The sequence below is a fragment of the Chryseobacterium sp. JK1 genome (assembly GCF_050632815.1).
GTDB lineage: Bacteria > Bacteroidota > Bacteroidia > Flavobacteriales > Weeksellaceae > Chryseobacterium.
Map to the genome: position 1 here is coordinate 584,395 of NZ_JBODRU010000001.1, position 20,529 is coordinate 604,923.

Below are 20,529 nucleotides of genomic sequence, written 5' to 3' on the forward strand. Positions count from 1 at the left end.
TTCCGACTCAATATGTGTTTTGACTCCGCTCAGCAGGCAAAAAGTTGACATTTTTAATAAAGATTTATGCAAAAAAGAATATTAAAAAGAAAAACTTTTAATGAGGAGATGTTTTTTTATAGTTAATAATTAAGGAATGCCTTGCTGGGCAAGTCAAAACCAATCAAATATTTTAAATCGAATCAATATGAAAAAGATATGGCAGAAGGATGACCTTGCCACCAATATATTAGTGAATACATTCACTGTCGGGAAAGATCTCGACTTTGATGAACGTCTGGCAAAATATGATGTCAAAGGTTCAATGGCACACTGTACAATGCTTGCAGAAGCTGGGATTATCTCTCAGGAAGAATCAGAGCAGATGTTAGCTGTTTTAAATACTGTTTTACATGAAATTGAAAATGGGAGTTTTGAAATTGATAAAGAAGCTGAGGATATCCATTCTCAGATAGAAGCTATCTTAATTGAAAAATTAGGAGATACAGGAAAAAAAATTCACACTGCAAGATCAAGAAATGATCAGGTTTTGCTGGATATCAAGTTGTATTTATTGGATGAGATCCGTGAAATTACAGCACTTACAGACGATTTTTTCCAGATTTTAATTCAACTGGCAGATCAACACAAGAATGTTTTACTACCAGGATATACCCATCTGCAGATCGCGATGCCTTCATCTTTCGGATTGTGGTTTGGCGCCTATGCAGAAGCCCTTTTAGATGATGTTGAAATGCTGTTTTCCACCAAAAATATCATCAATAAAAACCCATTGGGTTCTGCTGCAGGATATGGTTCCTCATTCCCGATTAATCGTGAAAGTACCACTTATAACTTAGGCTTTCAGACAATGAACTATAACTCTGTGTATGCGCAGATGACCCGCGGAAAGTCGGAAAAAATGCTGGCAATGGCAATGGCCACTTTAGCAGGAACACTTGGAAAGTTTGCTTATGATGTTTGCTTGTATTTGAGTCAGAATTTTGATTTCATTAGTTTTCCAAAAGAATTTACGACGGGAAGCAGCATTATGCCCCACAAAAAGAACCCGGATATTTTTGAACTGGTTCGTGCACGCTGCAACAGAATTCAGTCACTTCCGAATGAACTGATTCTTCTCACCAATAATCTGCCTTCAGGATATCACAGAGACGTGCAGCTCACAAAAGAAATCCTTTTCCCGGCGATAGATTCGTTAAAAGAATGTCTTGAAATTCTAAGCTATACTTTACCCAACATTAAGGTAAAAGACGGAATTCTTGAAGATGAAAAATACAAATACCTGTTCAGCGTAGAAAAGATTAATGAAGAAGTAAAAAACGGAAGTTCTTTCCGTGATGCTTATGTGAAAGTAGGACAGGAAATCGAAAACAATGCATTTGATTTTGAACCTGGAAATCTGGATCATACTCACCAGGGAAGTATTGGGAATCTTTGCCTGGATAAAATAGAGTATCAGTTCAATAAGCTGAAAAACAAATTATTGGGTTAGAATCTAAGCCATTAAGATTGAAAAAATAAAGCAGAACCAGTAGAGCCTAAAATTATTTTAGCTTTCTGCCTTGCATTCGTTTGTGAACCCCTTAATCTTAATAAATCTTACCTGCTTAAACAATCTTAATGGTGGGATTCTATTTCGTTCTTTGAATTTGATGATTGATTTTGAAACTATTAATATAGTTGAAAATTAATATTTAATAAGCTGTATACCATTTATTTTATCGGAGATAAAACCTTAGTGCCTTAAAGCATAAAGATTATAAACTTCTTTTGTGTCTTTGCGTTTCTCAACAAAATAAGAGATTAGGATAAATCTGTTAGTAAACACAAAGGCGCAAAATGACAATAATGTACATTATAATAGTACGCAAGAAAATCAAAGATTTTCAGCAAGTAAGATGAGAACTAATAATGAGGTTAAAAGTAAAAGGACTTATTCCAGATCAATTTTAAACTTCGTTGATTTTTTCACCTCGTGCAATACTATAGAACTGTGATATTGCCCAATGTTGGGAAGATTTGAAATCACATTTACCGCAAATTCATTATAAGAATTGATGTCTTTTGCAATAATTTTCAACATATAGTCATATTCCCCGGAAAGGCTTGTGATCTCCTGAACTTCATCATAATTTCCGATGTTTTTCTCAAAGGTTTCCAATACTTTTTTGGATTGTTCTTTAAGGCGGACATTACAGTATACGATGATATTCAGGCCCAGTTTTTCACGGTTTAAAAGACCGACATATTTTTCAATGATCCCCTGTTTCTCCAGTTGTTTGATTCGTTCATACGTAGGAGTAAAGGTAAGACCTATCTTTTCTGAAATTTCTTTAACAGATAATGTGGAGTCTTCCTGAATAATACTGAGAATCATTTTGTCTTTTAAATCCATAAACTAATTTGAGTTGTAACAAAAATATTAATTTTAAATGAGAATAAGGAAATACTAAAGTTTTTAATTTATTTCAAACTTAATTTTTGTAGGTTCATAAAATTGTTGTATCTTTGCACCTAATGAATAAAAAAGCATTTATATCATTAGATTTACCGGGCGAAAGCGCCCTTTACGATATTTATTGTTATTAAGCGAAGATTGTTGTCTTCGCTTTTTTTATGCTCAAAAATTAAGAATTATGTTTACGATTACAGAACTAAGCACCGAGAGAATCAACAGTATACTGACAGAAGCACTGGCTTTTGCAAATGGTAAAACTGCCAAAATTGAAGGAGAAGTTTTTTGCTCAAACCTTTTCTTCGAAGACAGTACAAGAACAAAGACAAGCTTTGATCTTGCAGAACGAAAACTGGGATTACAGGTTGTTCCTTTTGATGCATCGCACAGTTCAGTAAACAAAGGCGAGAGTCTTTATGATACAGTGAGAACGATCGAAAGCCTGGGAGTAAACCTGGTGGTGATCCGAGATAAAAAAGACAGATACTTTGAAGAATTGAAGAACATCAACATTCCGGTAATTAACGGAGGAGACGGCACAGGAAACCATCCTTCACAATGTATGCTGGATCTGATGACAATCTATCAGGAGTTTGGAAAATTCGAAGGATTGAAAGTAGGGATCGTAGGAGATGTAAAACACAGCCGTGTTGCCAACTCAAATGCAGAAGCATTAAGAAGACTGGGCGCAAAAGTATACTTCTCCGGACCAGAGCAATGGTTTGACGAGGGAGCCCTGATCAACGGAACTTATATGTCAGTTGACGAGCTGATCGCTGAAGTGGATGTTCTGATGCTATTGAGAATTCAGCATGAAAGACACGATGCAGCCATGAGCTTTACTGCCTCAGAGTACCATAAAAGATATGGATTGACGAAAGAAAGAGAGCAGGGAATGAAAAAAGAGGCAATCATCATGCATCCGGCACCCATCAACAGAGATGTGGAAATAGATTCAGATCTTGTAGAATGCAAAAGATCAAGAGTCTTTAAGCAAATGCAGAATGGCGTTTTCGCAAGAATGGCCATTTTGAAAGAAGCATTAGAAAGTAAAGGGTATACCTTTAAATAAAAATAAATAAGATTCGGGATTCGAGTTCCGAAATTATAGACACCGCAAAATTCCCCTCCTTTGGAGGGGTGGCGAAAATTCAAAGAATTTTTGTCGGGGTGGTTTAAAATAGAATAGAAAGTATAAGAAAATCTAAATAGAAAAAATGAAGAAAAAATTAATACTGGAGTCCGGTGAAGTGTTTCATGGAGAAGGTTTCGGAGCAGAGTTGGAAACTGCAGGGGAAGTAGTTTTCAATACCGGAATGACAGGGTATCAGGAATTGATCTCTGACCCGTCTTACTGCGGTCAGATAGTTTGTATGACCTATCCGCTTATCGGGAATTATGGTATTAACCGTGATGATTATGAAAGTATTGAGCCGGCAATTAAAGGACTTATCGTAAAAGAACTTTGCGATCTTCCTTCCAACTTCCGTACTCAGATTACTTTAGATGAATTATTTAAAAAGAAAAACCTTTCAGGAATTTCAGGAATCGACACAAGAAGATTAACAAGGATTCTTCGTAATTCCGGAGTGGTAAAAGGAAAAATCGTAAATGCAGATGCAGATGATGCGGCTGTCGCTTCAGAACTGAAAGCAACGACTTTCCCAACCAATCAGGTAGAAGAAGTTTCTACTAAAACACCTTATGCAAACCCAAACAGAGGTTTCAAGGTAGTATTGGTAGATTTCGGAGCAAAATTGGGAATCATCAGAGAGTTGTCTCAAAGAAACTGTGATATCATCGTCGTATCTCAGGATACAACAGCAGAAGATATCCTGTTGATGAATCCGGACGGAATCATGCTTTCTAACGGTCCTGGTGACCCGGAAGATGTACCGCACGCTCTGGATATGATCAGAGGATTGCTTGGAAAAGTTCCTATCTTCGGAATCTGTTTAGGACACCAGTTAATAGGTCTTGCCTGTGGAGCAAAAACGTTCAAACTGAAATTCGGACACAGAGGAGGAAACCACCCTGTATTGGATTTAGAAAAAAATACAGTAGCTATTACTTCTCAAAACCACGGGTATGCAGTAGATCAGGAAAGCTTAAAAGGAACAGACCTTATCGAAACGCACATCGCTCTGAATGACAGAACAAACGAAGGATTAAAACACAAAATCTACCCTTGCTTCTCCGTTCAGTATCACCCTGAAGCGAGCCCTGGCCCAGAAGATGCAAACTACCTGTTTGATGAGTTCATTCAAATGATGGAGGACTTTAAAAAGTAAGACACTCCAATTGTCATTCTGAAAGAAGCAAAAGCGGAATGAAGAATCCCAACAGTAAAACGAGATTCCTCGATTCCTCGGAATGACAAAATACAAAAAACTTAACCTGTCATTCTGAATGAAGCAGTAGCGTAATGAAGAATCTCAACTATAATAAGTTAGATTTCTACGGAATGACAAAATACAATCGTAAGTTTTATAAAAGTAAAAAATACGAAGTTTAAGAATTTTGATTCTTGACTCTAATAAAAAAAGAAAAATGGCAAAACGTACAGATATAAAAACAATTTTAGTAATCGGTTCAGGACCTATCATTATCGGTCAGGCAGCTGAATTTGATTACGCAGGAACGCAGGCTTGTCTGTCTTTGAAAGAAGAAGGCTACAAAGTAATTTTGATCAACTCAAATCCTGCGACGATCATGACGGATGTGGAAATCGCTGATAAAGTATATATTGAGCCGATTTCATTACAGTTTGTAAGCCACATCATCAGAAAAGAACGTCCGGATGCATTATTACCAACATTAGGAGGACAGACAGGTCTTAACATGGCGGTAGAATTGGAAAAATCAGGAATTCTTGAAGAATGTAAAGTGGAAGTATTGGGAACTAAACTTTCTGCAATCAACAGAGCAGAAGACAGAGACCTTTTCCGTGAGTTGATGAGAGAATTGAATGAGCCGGTACCGGAATCTGATATCGTAAACACGGTAGAAGGAGCACTTGCTTTTGCTGATAATATCGGATATCCTGTCATTGTTCGCCCTGCCTTTACAATGGGAGGAACCGGAGGAGGTATCGCTTCCAACGAAGTAGAATTGAAAGAGATTGCTGAATTGGGACTGAAGCACAGTCCGGTTACCCAGTGTCTTATTGAAAAATCAATCGCAGGTTTCAAAGAAATTGAATACGAAGTAATGCGTGATGCAAACGACAATGCCATTGTAGTTTGTAACATGGAAAATATAGATCCGGTAGGAGTTCACACAGGAGACTCTATCGTAGTGGCTCCTTCTCAGACGCTTTCAGACAGAGAGTATCAGTTGCTGAGAAATGCTTCCCTGAAGATCATCAGAGCATTAGGGATTGAAGGAGGATGTAACGTACAGTTGGCCTTAGATCCACATTCATTCGAATATTATATCATCGAGGTAAACCCTAGAGTTTCCCGTTCATCTGCTTTAGCAAGTAAGGCAACAGGGTACCCGATTGCAAAAATTGCTGCAAAAATTGCTGTAGGATTAACGCTGGATGAAATCATGAACCCGGTAACAGGAAAAACATACGCTTGTTTCGAACCGGCTCTTGATTATGTGGTAACAAAATTCCCAAGATTCCCATTCGATAAATTCGAAACAGCAGACAGAAGACTTTCTACTCAGATGAAAGCTACTGGTGAAGTAATGGCGATCGGAAGAAACCTTGAAGAATCTTTACAGAAAGCGATCCGTTCATTAGAAACAGGAATCAAGCATTTAGGATTAAAAACTAAGCAGGCTCAGGCGCTTACAGCTGAAGAAATCGAAAGAAGAATCAGAGTATGTGATGATGAGAGATTATTCATCATTGGAGATGCTTTAAGAAGAGGATACGACTGGGAGCAGATTGTAGAATGGAGTAAAATAGATAAATTCTTCATCTGGAAACTTAAGAAATTAGTTGATTTCGAAAAAGTAATCGCTGCCAACAAATTTGACAAAGAAACATTAATCGAAGCTAAGAGATTAGGTTTTGCTGATATTAATATCGCAGTTCTTTGGGATGTAAAAGAACGTGAGGTTTTCAACTTTAGAAAAGAAAACGGAATCATGCCGGTTTACAAAATGGTAGACACATGTGCTGCTGAATTTGAAAGTGAAACCCCATACTTCTACGGAACTTATGAAGAAGAAAACGAAAGTGTAGTTTCTGATAAAGAAAAGATCATCGTTTTAGGATCAGGACCTATCAGAATCGGACAGGGAGTTGAGTTTGATTATGCTACAGTTCACTCTGTTTGGGCGATCAAAGAAATGGGTTACGAAGCAATCATCATCAACAACAACCCTGAAACAGTTTCTACAGACTTCTCTATCTCAGACAAACTATACTTCGAGCCGCTTACAGAAGAAGATGTAATGAACATCATCGAGCTTGAAAAACCAAAAGGGGTTGTAGTACAGTTCGGTGGACAAACAGCGATCAACCTTGCAGATAAATTAGCTTCTCACGGAGTACAGATCTTAGGAACTTCTCTGGAAGATCTTGACAGAGCTGAAAACAGAGATAAATTCGAGAAAGCTTTACAAGAAATGGGTATTCCTCAGCCAAAAGGAAGAACATCCACTTCAAAAGAAGAGGCTATCAAAATTGCTAACGAAATCGGATACCCGGTATTGGTTCGTCCAAGTTACGTTCTTGGAGGTAGAGCAATGGAAATTGTATATGCAGAAGCAGAATTGGCACACTACATGGAGCATGCGGTAGAAGCAAGCCCTGAGCACCCGGTTTTGGTTGACAAGTATATGGTAGGAAAAGAAATTGAAGTAGATGCCATCTGCGACGGTGAAACAGTAGTGATCCCAGGAATTATGGAACACATCGAAAGAGCAGGGGTTCACTCCGGAGATTCTATTGCAGTGTATCCACCGCAGAATCTTTCACAAAGTGAAATTGAGACTTTAGTTGATTATACTCAAAGATTAGCAAAAGGACTGAATGTAATCGGATTAATGAATATCCAGTACGTTCTTTTCGAAGGAAATGTATATGTGATCGAAGTAAACCCTCGTTCTTCAAGAACAGTTCCTTTCTTATCTAAAATCACAGAAGTTCCAATGGCAAACCTTGCAACAAAGGCAATCCTTGGACAAAAACTTAAAGATTTAGGCTACGAAAACGGATTAGTTCCAAACAAAGAAGGAGTATTTGTAAAAGTTCCGGTATTCTCTTTCTCTAAACTAACGAAAGTTGATATCTCTTTAGGCCCAGAAATGAAGTCTACAGGAGAAGTAATGGGGAAAGATACAACCCTTGAAAAAGCACTTTACAAAGGATTGGTAGCAGCAGGAAGAAAAGTTCCTATGCACGGTTCTATCCTTTTCACAGTAGCAGATAAACATAAAGAGGAGGCAGCTGCTCTTGCAGCAAGATTCCATGAAGTAGGATTCAGAATCTGGGCTACAGAAGGAACAGCAAAATTCTTCGAAGAAAAAGGAATTCCTTGCAAAATCGGATACAAAATCGGAGAAGAAAGTGTAAATCTTATCGATCTGATCCAGAAAGGAAAAGTTCAGTATGTTGTAAACACCACTACAAAAGGTAAACAAGCTGAAAGAGACGGATTCCAGATCAGAAGAATGAGCGTAGAGAACGGTGTTCCTTGTTTAACTTCAATGGATACAGTAGAAGCGATCTTAAAAGTAATCGAAAGCATGAGCTTCAAAATGGAGACGATGTAATTTCGAGCTTGAATAATATTCCCAACCTCATAGATTTTCAAAATCTATGAGGTTTTTTTATTAAGGTAGCAAGCTATTTTAAAGGTATAAAATACATAATCAGTCATTTTGTTCACTTCCTTTTCAATATCACACAATAGAACCCGATATTAAGCGTTTGGGATATTTTGACATGAATGATTAAATCATGACATTTGCAAGATGGAATGGTATACTTTGTTTTCAAAATACATGAGAAATACTTAAACAATAGAATATAATGAAACAAATCCGATTTCTTTTAGTAATGGTTTTCCTGTTTGCTCTATCAGGATGTTCAATATCAACAGATTTTTATCTTCAGAACTTAACCGACACAAAAAAGACGGTCACCATCAATTATAAGAAAAAATTATTAGATGATCTGAAGAGACCTTTTCATAAAGATTTAAATTTTAACTATGAAGATGAGGTCTTGTCTCCTAAAGATTTTAAGAAAATAAAAAATCTAAAAACTCTTGAAAAAATTGAAATTAAAGATTCAGCCATTACAATGGAGCTGAACCCACATTCAACAACAAGAATAGATCAAACTTATAATAGCAGTTGGTATAGGAGAATAAATTCTGTAGATATAGACGGAAAAAAATACAGCATTCAGGAGTTGGAGAAAAATGCTGAGAGAATCAGAACAGATTATGTTTATACAATTAAATGAAAGATAAATTACAAATTATTTACAAGCCATTTCTGTTAATAGCCATAGGTTTTATTATCATATATACCTTCCTACATTGGCTGCTTTTTATAAAAATGGGTATCTCCATAAAAAAGGATATTATAGAGTTTTGGCTTCCTTTCGGGCTTCCTTTTGTTCCTATTTTGATCTGGTTGCGGCCTAGAATCAAATTATTTAAATTCAAAAGAGACGATACCTCTTTTTTTTATCAGTTTTTAGCATGCATGGCTATTGCATTACCTACTATTATTGCTCAGCAATATTTAACAACGGCTACAGGAAAATTAACCAGGCTCAATACTATTTCAGAATTGTCTGAAAAAGAACAGACTGCTTATTATTCGCTTAAACATTTTTATATAGATAAAAAGCATCTTGCATTACAAAATACAACGTCTGTAGAAGGAAGAAATAACGAGCGTATCAATATGCTTATCTATGTTGCAATGCCGATTTTAGAAAAAGCTTCGGATACAGTTAAAACTCCTTACCGGTATTGGCTTGGTAAAAGATATTCTGAGGATATAAGCATGGGCCTTTCTAACGAGGAAAAAATGAGAAAATTTAAATTGTTTGCAGAAAAATCGCAGAAAGAATTTAATGCAACCAATTTTAATACATTCTCCTATCTGGAAGTTGTCGGAAATACTAATGACCACGATGAATATAATAATGCATTAAAAAATATTAAACAAAATCCGTATGTTAAAAATATTATTTTTGAAGCGAAATCAGGGCCGTTTGAAACCAGAGCCGGAAATAAAGGTTTATGGATTCTGTACTCATTCGGAATAGGACTTTTTATCTATCTGATTGCATTAGTATTTCCAAAATTCCAGGAAGATAAGCTGAAAAACTTTAAAAATGGGCAGCTTGAAAAAAATTCAGATCTCAAAGATATGTTTGAAATCTTTATCCCAGCAGAAGGTTTCTTTATAACTCCAATTATTATCAACTTAAACGTTTTGATTTACCTTATTATGGTATTTTCAGGATTAGGATGGTTGTCATTCAAAGGAGAAGATTTGCTGAACTGGGGAGCTAATTATAAACCGCTCACAGTAAGCGGACAATGGTGGCGATTGCTTACCTGTATGTTTTTACATGGTGGTTTAATACATATTTTAACAAATATGATGGGGCTTATGTTTGTCGGAATATTCATTGAACCTTTATTAGGAAGGTTAAAATTTACATTAATTTATCTCATCACAGGTCTTATAGGAAGTCTGGCAAGCATAGCATGGTATGATGGTGCTATAGGTGTGGGAGCTTCTGGAGCAATATTCGGGCTTTATGGCTTTTTTCTGGCTTGTATGCTTATGAAAATTTTTCATCCGGATTTCACTAAAGCATTTTTATTCAGTACAATTATTTTTATGGGCGTTAATCTGCTTATGGGCGTTTTAGGAGGTATTGATAATGCCGCTCATATCGGAGGTTTGGTAAGTGGATTTATTATTGGAGTCATCATAGCGTGGCTTTTGAAGAAGAGGGCTGTTCCTGCCATTGAAAATAAAGAAGAGAATACTGAAAGCAATACAGATCACCTCCATTAAACATCGTATTTTGATAAAGAAAATCGCCAATTTCACCATTATTTCTACGCCCGATAAAGTGGTTGTTAACCGCGGAAAAACTTTTAAGTATTGGTTTGATATCCTGATTGCAACTGCTTTGGGACTATTTTTTTCCGCTGTCACTTACTTCTTCTTAATGGAAGCCCTTGAAATTAAAAGTTTCAAATCTATAGCCCTTGTATTCGTCATGACATTGTTAGCTTTATATCCGTTGGCGATGAGTGTCTCGTTACTGATTCAACCGGCAAAGAATATTTTGGTGATCGATAAAAAAGCCAATATACTCGTATCAAAAAAGACTGTTTTTTCGTCAAAATCGTTTTCTATGGAAGACATCAGGAATTTCGAAATCAGTAAGCATAAGAAAAGGATTTCTTCTGGTGGAAGCAGTTGGAGAACATTTATATTTTGTACGATAGGCACCAAGATTAATAAAAATGAAGAAGTTTTTTTGACTGTTGGCAGTACTCGGTTTTTCACTGTTTCCAATCAGAAACTTGAAAAGGAATTGTATAATATATCTAAACTGATTTCTGATGAAATATATAAACGTTGGAAATCAAAAAGGTAAGAAAAAATCGTTATCAATATCAAAGTTGGATAGATTATCGTGAGTTATGCTAAAATTATCTGATTTTTTGCGGAAATATTTATAAATTAGAGCGTTACAAATAAAAGCTTTAATAATAAAAACAGCCATGTCGGAATACTACGCAAAATCCAGTAATTCTTTAACTTTTGAGGTAACCAAAGAGGATCAGTTGATAGGGAAACTTACCTATAGAAGCTGGTTTACATTTAATGCTGAGTTAGAAGCCTTAGACCATATTTTTCAGATTGAGCCCAAAGGGTTTTGGGGAACAACCATAGAATTGAAAGATCAGGAAAGAGTTTTTTTGAAGTTTCGTATGAACTGGAATGGGGAAATTGTTATTCAGACCTATTTTGATGGGTTAAAAGAAGGCTACCTTTTTAAACACAGAGGCATATTCAAAGATGCATTTGTACTTGCAGATCAGCAGGGAACAGAACTTTTTGTAATGAAACCCCATGTGAAATGGAGCTCTATGAACTATGAGTACCAAATCACAACTACTGAAGAATTTGAAGCTATTCCCAATAAAGAAATCGTACTCATCAATGCCTTACATTGTGCCAATTACTACATGTCTATGATGGTGGCTGCTATTGTATAAAAACTGTATCTATAGCATATTTAATAACTTTTTTTGCACAGAAAATAAGTACATTTATAGGGTTATACGATTGTGTAGCACAATGATCTTTTGAAAAAAACTTGTAAATTATGTTGAACGAAGAAGAAAAAAGTCTGCTAGCACCGCAAACCATTCAATACAAAATCTCAGACAGAGATAAAGAAAGAGAAACTACTTTAATGAAAGAGATCATCTCTTTTTTTGGAAACCATAAAGGAAGTCCTAAGGAAGCATATAATGATCTCATAAGCCAAACTCCAATACAGGACGGAACTGAACTCAAAGAAGTCAATATAGATACAATTAAAGGATGGTGGTGTATTCCGGCTCAAGCTGCGCCGGATAAAGTTATTTTGTATGTCCATGGTGGTGCTTATGCCTTAGGATCTGCAAAGGCATTTCGTGGATTGGGAAGTAAAATAGCAAGTTTAACAGGGATGGCTCTTTTTTTGGTAGAGTATCCACTCTCGGATGAGGCCAGTTTTCCCGCTGCTCCGAATGCCGTAATGAATGCTTATCAATGGCTTTTAACGCAAGGCGCAAAATCAATTGTAGTGATGGGAGATTCTGCAGGTGGAGGACTTACTTTAGCGACTTTACAGCAACTCGCTGCAACCCCGGAAATAACCCAACCCGCGGGAGCCGTTGTTTTCTCTCCCTGGACCGATCTTACGCTAACGGGAGCTTCCTGGACCGATTCTGCTATTTCAGATGCTTTGATTAACTATGATACTTTAAAAGAATCCGCAGCAGCATATGCTGGAGATATAGATATTAAAACTCCGGGAATTTCTCCTCTATATGGCTCAATGAAAGGCTTGCCCCCTTTGCTTATTCAGGTAAGTGCCAACGAACATTTGTTGGATGATTCAGTTAATTTGGCGAATGCCGCAGCAAAAGAAGGGATTCAGGTTCGTTTAGAAATTTGGGAAGCCATGCATCACGTATTTCAGAATGATTTTGAACATCTGGAATGTGGTAAAGACGCTCTTGAAAAAGCCTCAGAATTTGTAAAGGATATCTTTAAAGATTACTATTTTCAAACTAAATTGTAAGAATTAAGTCCTTATACAGATACAGCAATCTTACCTTTCAAAAATAAATTGTAGCTCTTAAAAACATTATAATAAGTAATATATCAGGGTTTTCGATCTTCGGGAACCCTTTATTTATGCACTTTTGCAAGGTAAATATTTTATGATTTTCATCATATTTTTATTTAGAATTAATAAAAATAACGTAGTTTTGCATCATTAAACTTTATTATACAAATGGAAAAATGATTTCCGCAAGATAAAAAAGATTTAAAAAAATAATTAATTGCTGGACAACGCAAGGTCACTAAAAGGATTAAAACGTTTTCTAAGAGGTAGGAAAATCGAATACTTTTAACAAAGTAAATATATTTAGTAATTAGATTTTAACACGCATCCATAAATTTGATCAATTTCAAATTCTTACTTCTTACTACTCAAAACAGAATACCACTTTTTGCGATTTTGCGTATATCCAGCGTCAATTTTTACTTAGCGAAAATCATTCATCGAAAAAAGTAAATATAAAAATATCCACATCGAAAAGAAAGATATAATGAATAGCGGATTAAAATTTTTATCATGTATTCTGTTATTACTTTTTACCATAGGAAGAGCCCAGGAAAAAATAGTAATAGGAGAGAAGCATGCTTTGTTTTCTAAGATTTTGAATGAAAACAGGGAAATATGGATCCATTTTCCTAAAACCTACAACGATCCTACAATCAGCCCGGCAAAATATCCCGTTATCTATCTTTTAGATGGTGAAATCAATTTTGAGTATTACACAGGAATGAGCGATTTTCTGGCAAGACCTCCGTATGCAGATATCCCGGAATGCATTGTCGTAGGAATTAAAAATACAGAAAGAACAAGAGATCTTACTCCAACGAAGTCTCAAAAGAAAAGTCCGGTAAACCCAAATCTTACACTTTTCTCAGACAGTGGTGGCAGTGAAAATTTTGTGAAATTTATTCAGGAAGAGCTAAAACCATTCGTCCATAAAAACTACAGAACCCAGGATTATACAGTATTGGTTGGGCATTCCTTTGGAGGTTTATTTGCCATTAATACATTTCTTACCCATCCGGAATATTTCAATGCTTATGTGGCCAACGACCCAAGTTTATGGTGGGACAATAAGGTAATGATTTCAAGAACAAAAGAATATCTGGAGAAAAATAAACAGTTTCCGGCAAAGAAATCTTTGTACGTTTCTCAGGCTGATAATGAAGAACAGCAGAAAAACTGGAACTCTGATATGACACAGGCCATAGAAGAATTTAAAGGAATTGTTGAGCAAAATAGCTCATTACATTATAAGCATAGCTTTTTTCCCGGAGAAGTTCATGGTACCGTTTCTTACCCTGCCAATTATGAAGCATTGAAATTCATATTCAAAGGATTTAGAACCGATATTAAACAGCTTGCCAAAAATCCCGGACAGCTTGAAGCAGATTACCGAAAACTGTCTGACAGAACGGGAACAGAATTTCTTCCCTCAGAAACTTACCTGAATACAGTGGTGAAGTTTATGAAAAACAACGACTTTAAAGAAACAGAAACCTACTTTATAAATTTTAAAAATAAGCTTTATCCTAAAGTGAAATAGTAGACTTTGATTATTAATTATTGGGGTATAGGGCGGATTGTAGACATACAATTCGCCCTATTTTTATGAAGGAGAGAAAAAAATATTTCAAAATTCTTGTCCATGAAAAAAACATATCGTAATATTGCGATATAAAAATATAAGAAAATGGGACTTACTAAAACAGAGATATTTACAGAAGAACAGAACAGATTATCTGCATTATTTAAAGTATTGGGACATCCTGCAAGAATTGCTATTCTTCAGCATATCATTAATCAGAAGGCTTGTATCTGTAATGATTTGGTGGAAGAGCTGGGATTGGCCCAGGCAACCATTTCACAACATCTGAAAGAACTTAAGAATACTGGAATTATCAAAGGTTCCATTGAAGGGAAATCTGTATGCTATTGCATAGATGAGAAGATCTGGAAGACCATACAATCTCAATTTAACTTTTTCTTTGATCAGGAAGTCAATACTAATCAATGCTGCTAAAGCATTTTTTACACTTTTTAACATCGTTATATTGCAATATATAAATAATAAATACAATGAATGCAAGCGTATCTAAAACAATTGAACAGGTTTTACTTTTAAAATCTGTAAGCGAAAACAGAAAGAAAATTCTGCAACCTCTGATTGATTTTATTCAGAAAAAAGTAGCTCAAAAAGAGGAGGTCTCTATCAATTTTATCTGCACTCACAATTCTCGCCGGAGCCACTTTGCTCAGATTTGGGCGCAGACCGCAGCGGCCCATTTTGGGATTGATCTGGTTTCCTGCTACTCGGGAGGTACTGAAGAAACCGCTTTATTTCCAAAAGTTGTCGAAATATTAGCCAATCAAGGGTTGATTATTTTGAAAATTTCTGAAAATCATAACCCGGTGTATGCTGTGAAATATGATGATAATGCGCTGCCTATTATTGGCTTTTCTAAAAAATATGACAGTCCGTTCAACCCCGTTTCAGGATTTGCCGCGGTAATGACCTGTTCACAGGCCGATGGCGGATGTCCTTTTATACCAGGCGCAGAAGCAAGAATTCCCATCACATTTGAAGATCCAAAGTCATCCGACAACTTACCGGAACAGGATGAGGTATACCATCAGCGAAGTATAGAGATCGCTTCAGAAATGTTGTATGTTTTTTCAATGATTAAAAGATAAAAAAATGAATCCCCGACTCAAACTTCTCGACAGATATTTAACTCTTTGGATTTTTCTGGCAATGTTGGCCGGAATTGGCCTCGGCGCAATATTTCCTGGAATTTCCGAGATCACTAATACGTTCAGCATCGGAACAACTAATATCCCGCTGGCTGTAGGGTTGATCCTCATGATGTATCCTCCATTGGCAAAAGTGGATTATTCTTTACTGCCCATCGCTTTTAAAGATAAAAAAGTGATCAGTATTTCATTGCTGCTCAACTGGATTATAGGACCGGTTTTGATGTTTATTCTTGCCATTATATTTCTGAAAAATGAACCGGATTATATGGTGGGCTTAATTTTAATAGGTCTGGCAAGATGTATTGCCATGGTAATTGTCTGGAATGATCTGGCCAAAGGAAACCGTGAATATGCCGCTTTATTAGTCGCTCTGAATTCTGTTTTTCAGGTAATAAGCTACAGCTTTTTTGTATGGATTTTTATTAATGTGCTGCCGGAAAAACTGGGCCTGGCAAGTTTTAATGTAAAAGTCTCAGTAAAAGAGGTCACCCAAAGTGTGATGATTTATCTGGGAATTCCCTTTCTCAGTGGCTTTCTGAGTAGATATGTCCTGATTAAAAAGAAAGGAGAAACATGGTACAACAGAGTATTTATTCCGGCCATATCTCCTGTTACACTATACGCATTGCTGTTTACAATTGTTTTAATGTTCAGCCTGAAAGGAAGTCAGATTCTGGAATTACCCATGGATGTATTGAAAGTGGCCATTCCTCTGACCATTTATTTTGTTCTGATGTTTTTTATAAGTTTTCTGATCAATACAACATTAAAAGTTCCTTATGATAAAAATGTCTCTATAGCCTTTACCGCAACAGGAAACAATTTCGAACTGGCAATTGCTGTTTCTATCGCTGTTTTCGGGCTTCATTCTCCACAGGCTTTTGTTGGGGTTATAGGTCCTTTGATTGAGGTCCCGGTTTTAATCCTATTGGTTAAAGCAAGTTTATGGCTCAAGAAAAAATACAATCTTTAAATCCTGTAGACAAATGAAAGAATGCTGTAATCTGGATGAAATTGTAAAAGAATTTTATACTATTTTACTGTTCTATACCATAAAAAAGACAGGAAATAGAGAAGCTTCTGAAGATATTGTTCAGGAAGTGATGTCCAGAATTGTTCAGGCTCATCAGAAAGAAACAGAAATCAGTAATATCCGTGCGTGGCTGTTTCAGATCACGCGATTTGTAATCGCTGACTTTTATAGAGAAAAATATAAAATGCCGGATTTTCATTCGGATGAATTTCCAGAAGTTGCAGATGATGATGTATATGAGCTTTCAATCTTTGATGATCCCATAACACGGATGATACATCTTTTACCAGATCAATATGCCGTTCCCTTAGTATTGAGTGATATTGATGGTATTCCCCAAAAGAAAATTGCTGAGCAGCTTAACTTGTCGCTATCTGCTACAAAAATGCGCATACAAAGAGCCAGGCAGAAGCTTCACGATCTGTTTATCGATTGCTGTGATATTACCTATAATAGAAATGGAGCCTTCATTTCATGCACGGTAAAACCTACCTGCAAGTCTTTATTTTAAACAAAAACAATAATACAACAGAAAAGATACATGAAAATGTGTCTTTTTTTATTTTCATCCGACTTCTTAATAAAAGAGAATACAATGAATACACAGTACACCGTAACGGTTTTCGAAATAGGAGGCTGCTGTTCAACCAGCCTTATGGATCCTGCTCATTATTCCGAGCTTAACGAACTTGAACAACTTACTCGAGAATTGAAACTTTCAGGAATTTCTTTAATCAGAATTAATGCAGCATTAAAGCCTCATTTACTCAACGCTGTTCCGAAAATAGACGATTACCTTCAAGATAAAGGAATGGAAATATTTCCCCTTACAGTCGTTCAGGGAAAAATCGTAAAAGAGCAGAAATATCCAACCCGTGTGGAAATTGATGAATGGCTGAATATGAATACAACAAAAAATAATCAAAACAAAAAATAAAGATCATGACAAGAGAACAATTGCAAGCTTATATTCCTCAGGATGTTCAACTGACAAAATATATGTTTTTTACCGGTAAAGGTGGAGTAGGCAAAACATCATTGGCCTGTGCTACAGCGGTTGCTTTGGCAGATAATGGTAAAAAAGTTCTGCTAATCAGTACAGATCCTGCTTCAAACCTCCAGGACGTTTTTAATACTTTCATTGATAATAAAGGAGTTCCGATTAAAGAAATACCCAACCTGAGCGTCATTAATCTCAACCCGGAAGAAGCGGCAGGAGCGTACAGAGAATCTATTATTGGGCCTTATCGAGGAAAAATACCTGCCATGATGATCAAAAATATGGAAGAACAGCTTTCCGGATCATGTACCGTAGAGATTGCCGCTTTTAATGAATTTTCTGAGGTGATTACCAGCAAAGAAAAATCAGAAACCTATGACTATATCCTATTTGATACCGCTCCTACAGGGCATACCTTAAGAATGCTTGAGCTTCCATCAGCCTGGGATCATTATATAAGCAACGAAAATCCTTCCGAAAATTATATGGGGCAGCTTTCCGGAATGAAAGAAAAGCAGGAATTGTATAAGGAAGCGGTAAAACGTTTGTCAGATCCTACACAAACGACCCTTGTGCTGGTTTCAAGACCAGATGATACCCCTTTGAAAGAAGTGGCCCGTTCTTCTCAGGAACTTTGGGACATTCAGATAAAAAATCAATGGTTTATCATCAATGGGCTGATGGAAAAACCGGACTCTGAAGATCTCTCAGAAAATGAATATTATAACAAACAGAGCCTTGCATTAGAAAATGCTCCGGATATTCTGAACCATCAAAAAAGCTTCTTTGTACCACTACGTTCCTACAATATGACGGGGATAGAAAACCTACGGAACTTACTAATCAAAGATCATCTCGAATCTTATTCAGAATTTAAAAAGGAGACTCATTATAAGAGTTTAAAGGTTTTGGTGGATGAACTTTATGAAAGTAATAAAAAGGTAATCTTCACCATGGGAAAAGGAGGAGTGGGAAAAACCACTATGGCAGCCACTCTTGCATTAGGCTTGGTGGGTAAAGGGAAAAAAGTTCATTTAACTACGACTGATCCTGCAGACCACCTGAAATACATTATTGATGAAAGAGAAGGACTACGAATTACCAATATCAATCCTGAAAAAGAATTGGAGAATTATACCTCGGATATTATTTTCAAAGCAAGAAGCCAGGGAAAAACAGAGGCTGAAATAGCCTATGTTACAGAAGATCTACAATCTCCTTGTACCAAAGAAATCGCAGTATTCAGGGCATTCGCAGATATGGTGGCAGATGCGGATGAAGAAATTGTAATTATTGATACAGCGCCTACAGGGCATACCTTACTATTGTTAGACAGTACTCAAAGTTATCATAAAGAAGTAGAACGTTCACAAGGGGATATTCCTCAATCGGTAAGAAATCTATTGCCCCGTTTAAGAGATACCCAGGAGACGGAAGTTTTGATCGTCACTCTTCCGGAAGCAACTCCTGTTTTAGAAGCGGAACGATTAAAGTCAGATCTTTCAAGGGCAGGGATCGATAATACTTGGTGGATTGTGAATAACAGCATGAGCAATACAAATACTAAAAGCCCATTACTACAGGCAAGAGCACACGGAGAGCAGAAGTGGATGGAGAAAGTAGATGAATTGACTGATGGAAAAAAGGTTGTCGTTTCATGGACTCCTCAAGAGCTGAAAGGCGAAAATTTAAAAATATTATTAAACAATAACTAAACCTGATTCTTATGGAAAATAAAAAATCAAAAAAGTTTTGGGAAAAGCTGGAAATTTTGAAAAATCAAAGCTGTTGCTCAACTCAATCTGAACCCAAAACGAAGTCAATCCCTCAAAAGAGTAATGATACAGAAGAAATACCGGAGCCATGGCGCGTAAAACAATTAAAAAATAACAATAATTGCTGCGGCTAGATATAAAAGGTGAAGAATTCCTTCACCTTTTACGTTTTTTAAAAGAGAAGGATTAACAAAAAGATGTTAATTTATTATATAGTAAGGTTCCGAATAATATTTGCTGGGCTTAATGTATGCCGTTTCCCTGTCTGCATCGAAAATCCAGATAAATCTACGCAGCATGTCGGCTCCCAGATAACTCACATTCTGCGTTTTAAGATCCCCAGCAAAAAATCCTACGGAAGCATCTTTAAATACAAAATTTCCCAGCTTAAAAAAAGGAAGAATTGCCTGTTTGGTAATCACACTTTTTCCTTCAGAATTTTTCAGCGTTTTTTCTCCGGTTACTTTCAGTTTTTTGTCCAATTCCTGTTGGTCTGCAAAATCATTGCTGTATAATACTCCGCCCGAATAGCCGGATTGAAGCGCAAAATAAGCTTCCTTTTGATGGCTCTCAACAACATTGTCTGCTGCAATATAAAGAGCTTCATGATCCAGAATCGTTTTCACAGGAAGAAATCCTTTAAGGTCAGGTTTTTGCTTTTCATCAAAAATAACAAACCTGTTGTTGTCATAATCAATCATAAAGGTTTTTCCCTCAAAGATTACTGTTCCCACCTTTCCATCTGCTTCATGACCCGTTAGCTGATTGTCAATAAAACGAATGTCTTTCCAGGACATTTTGCCGATATTCAGGGTGTTTTGATCACTTATTTTCTCTTTATTAAAAATAATATGATCTGCTTTTCTCTTGCGGTCAGGAGAAATAGAGCAGTCTTTCATGGCAATCTGAAACATCAGATCCAGAGAATCTTTTTTGTTGACCAGCGCTTTTACAATGATGTTATTGTGTTTGGTGATTCTGAATGGGATCGTTTGCTGCGCTTTTACAAGTGAAAAACTTATGAAAACAAAAAATATAAAAATTGCTTTTTTGAACATGGATGATTAGGATATCGGTTGATAATTTGAGATAAGTAAATTACCTTTTATTTTTGATATAATAATATGCAAAAATACTTGTCCATTTTTCGGTTGTTCACCA

The 20,529-nt window shown here is 36.3% G+C and carries 19 protein-coding genes; 17 read left to right on the top strand and 2 right to left on the bottom strand.

Annotated elements, in window-relative coordinates; translation table 11 throughout:
* The first annotated feature begins 187 nt into the window (after positions 1-187).
* Positions 188-1,492 carry an argininosuccinate lyase gene (gene argH, locus ACQ76T_RS02660; RefSeq protein WP_431341803.1) on the top strand — a complete coding sequence of 435 codons (1,305 nt, stop codon included), beginning with the start codon at positions 188-190 and terminating at the stop codon, positions 1,490-1,492.
* 441 nt (positions 1,493-1,933) lie between these two features.
* Here argH and ACQ76T_RS02665 read toward each other — a convergent pair whose 3' ends face one another.
* Entirely contained in the window at positions 1,934-2,395 is a 462-nt protein-coding gene (locus ACQ76T_RS02665; protein WP_431341804.1) for an Lrp/AsnC family transcriptional regulator, read from the bottom strand.
* A 241-nt stretch (positions 2,396-2,636) separates the two neighbouring features.
* Between ACQ76T_RS02665 and ACQ76T_RS02670 the strand changes: the two genes are divergently transcribed.
* The 16 genes from ACQ76T_RS02670 to ACQ76T_RS02745 all read left to right on the top strand — a co-directional run bounded on the left by ACQ76T_RS02670 (position 2,637) and on the right by ACQ76T_RS02745 (position 19,502).
* Positions 2,637-3,527: an aspartate carbamoyltransferase catalytic subunit gene (locus ACQ76T_RS02670; protein WP_431341805.1), complete on the top strand. Its 891-nt coding sequence runs from the start codon at positions 2,637-2,639 to the stop codon at positions 3,525-3,527.
* A gap of 145 nt (positions 3,528-3,672) precedes the next feature.
* The gene (locus ACQ76T_RS02675) at positions 3,673-4,746 is read left to right on the top strand and encodes a carbamoyl phosphate synthase small subunit (protein WP_431341806.1); all 1,074 of its coding nucleotides are present in this window, start codon (positions 3,673-3,675) and stop codon (positions 4,744-4,746) included.
* Positions 4,747-5,005: 259 nt separating this feature from the next.
* The gene (carB, locus tag ACQ76T_RS02680; protein ID WP_431341807.1) at positions 5,006-8,188 is read left to right on the top strand and encodes a carbamoyl-phosphate synthase large subunit; all 3,183 of its coding nucleotides are present in this window, start codon (positions 5,006-5,008) and stop codon (positions 8,186-8,188) included.
* 259 nt (positions 8,189-8,447) lie between these two features.
* Entirely contained in the window at positions 8,448-8,885 is a 438-nt protein-coding gene (locus tag ACQ76T_RS02685; protein ID WP_431341808.1) for a hypothetical protein, read from the top strand.
* A 95-nt stretch (positions 8,886-8,980) separates the two neighbouring features.
* Positions 8,981-10,465, top strand: a complete 1,485-nt coding sequence (locus tag ACQ76T_RS02690) for a rhomboid family intramembrane serine protease (protein WP_431341809.1) — start codon at positions 8,981-8,983, stop codon at positions 10,463-10,465.
* A gap of 10 nt (positions 10,466-10,475) precedes the next feature.
* Entirely contained in the window at positions 10,476-11,057 is a 582-nt protein-coding gene (locus ACQ76T_RS02695) for a hypothetical protein (protein WP_431341810.1), read from the top strand.
* Positions 11,058-11,184: 127 nt separating this feature from the next.
* The gene (locus ACQ76T_RS02700; protein ID WP_431341811.1) at positions 11,185-11,682 is read left to right on the top strand and encodes a hypothetical protein; all 498 of its coding nucleotides are present in this window, start codon (positions 11,185-11,187) and stop codon (positions 11,680-11,682) included.
* 110 nt (positions 11,683-11,792) lie between these two features.
* Positions 11,793-12,758: an alpha/beta hydrolase gene (locus ACQ76T_RS02705; RefSeq protein ID WP_431341812.1), complete on the top strand. Its 966-nt coding sequence runs from the start codon at positions 11,793-11,795 to the stop codon at positions 12,756-12,758.
* A gap of 535 nt (positions 12,759-13,293) precedes the next feature.
* On the top strand, positions 13,294-14,349 hold the full coding sequence (locus ACQ76T_RS02710) for an alpha/beta hydrolase (protein ID WP_431341813.1): 1,056 nt from the start codon (positions 13,294-13,296) through the stop codon (positions 14,347-14,349).
* 147 nt (positions 14,350-14,496) lie between these two features.
* Positions 14,497-14,826 (top strand): ArsR/SmtB family transcription factor, encoded by a 330-nt coding sequence (locus tag ACQ76T_RS02715; protein ID WP_431341814.1) that lies wholly within the window; start codon positions 14,497-14,499, stop codon positions 14,824-14,826.
* Positions 14,827-14,882: 56 nt separating this feature from the next.
* Positions 14,883-15,497, top strand: coding sequence for a protein-tyrosine-phosphatase (locus tag ACQ76T_RS02720; protein WP_431341815.1), 615 nt, complete (start codon positions 14,883-14,885; stop codon positions 15,495-15,497).
* A gap of 4 nt (positions 15,498-15,501) precedes the next feature.
* A complete protein-coding gene (arsB, locus tag ACQ76T_RS02725) occupies positions 15,502-16,533 on the top strand; it encodes an ACR3 family arsenite efflux transporter (protein ID WP_431341816.1) in 1,032 nt (343 codons plus the stop codon).
* A 13-nt stretch (positions 16,534-16,546) separates the two neighbouring features.
* Positions 16,547-17,104 carry a sigma-70 family RNA polymerase sigma factor gene (locus ACQ76T_RS02730; protein ID WP_431341817.1) on the top strand — a complete coding sequence of 186 codons (558 nt, stop codon included), beginning with the start codon at positions 16,547-16,549 and terminating at the stop codon, positions 17,102-17,104.
* Between the two features lie 84 nt (positions 17,105-17,188).
* A complete protein-coding gene (locus ACQ76T_RS02735; protein ID WP_431341818.1) occupies positions 17,189-17,530 on the top strand; it encodes an arsenic metallochaperone ArsD family protein in 342 nt (113 codons plus the stop codon).
* 5 nt (positions 17,531-17,535) lie between these two features.
* Positions 17,536-19,308: an arsenical pump-driving ATPase gene (arsA, locus tag ACQ76T_RS02740; RefSeq protein WP_431341819.1), complete on the top strand. Its 1,773-nt coding sequence runs from the start codon at positions 17,536-17,538 to the stop codon at positions 19,306-19,308.
* An 11-nt stretch (positions 19,309-19,319) separates the two neighbouring features.
* Complete coding sequence (locus ACQ76T_RS02745; RefSeq protein WP_431341820.1) at positions 19,320-19,502, top strand: hypothetical protein; 183 nt, start codon at positions 19,320-19,322, stop codon at positions 19,500-19,502.
* Positions 19,503-19,568: 66 nt separating this feature from the next.
* Here ACQ76T_RS02745 and ACQ76T_RS02750 read toward each other — a convergent pair whose 3' ends face one another.
* Positions 19,569-20,426 (bottom strand): hypothetical protein, encoded by an 858-nt coding sequence (locus ACQ76T_RS02750; RefSeq protein WP_431341821.1) that lies wholly within the window; start codon positions 20,424-20,426, stop codon positions 19,569-19,571.
* Between the last annotated feature and the right edge of the window lie 103 nt (positions 20,427-20,529).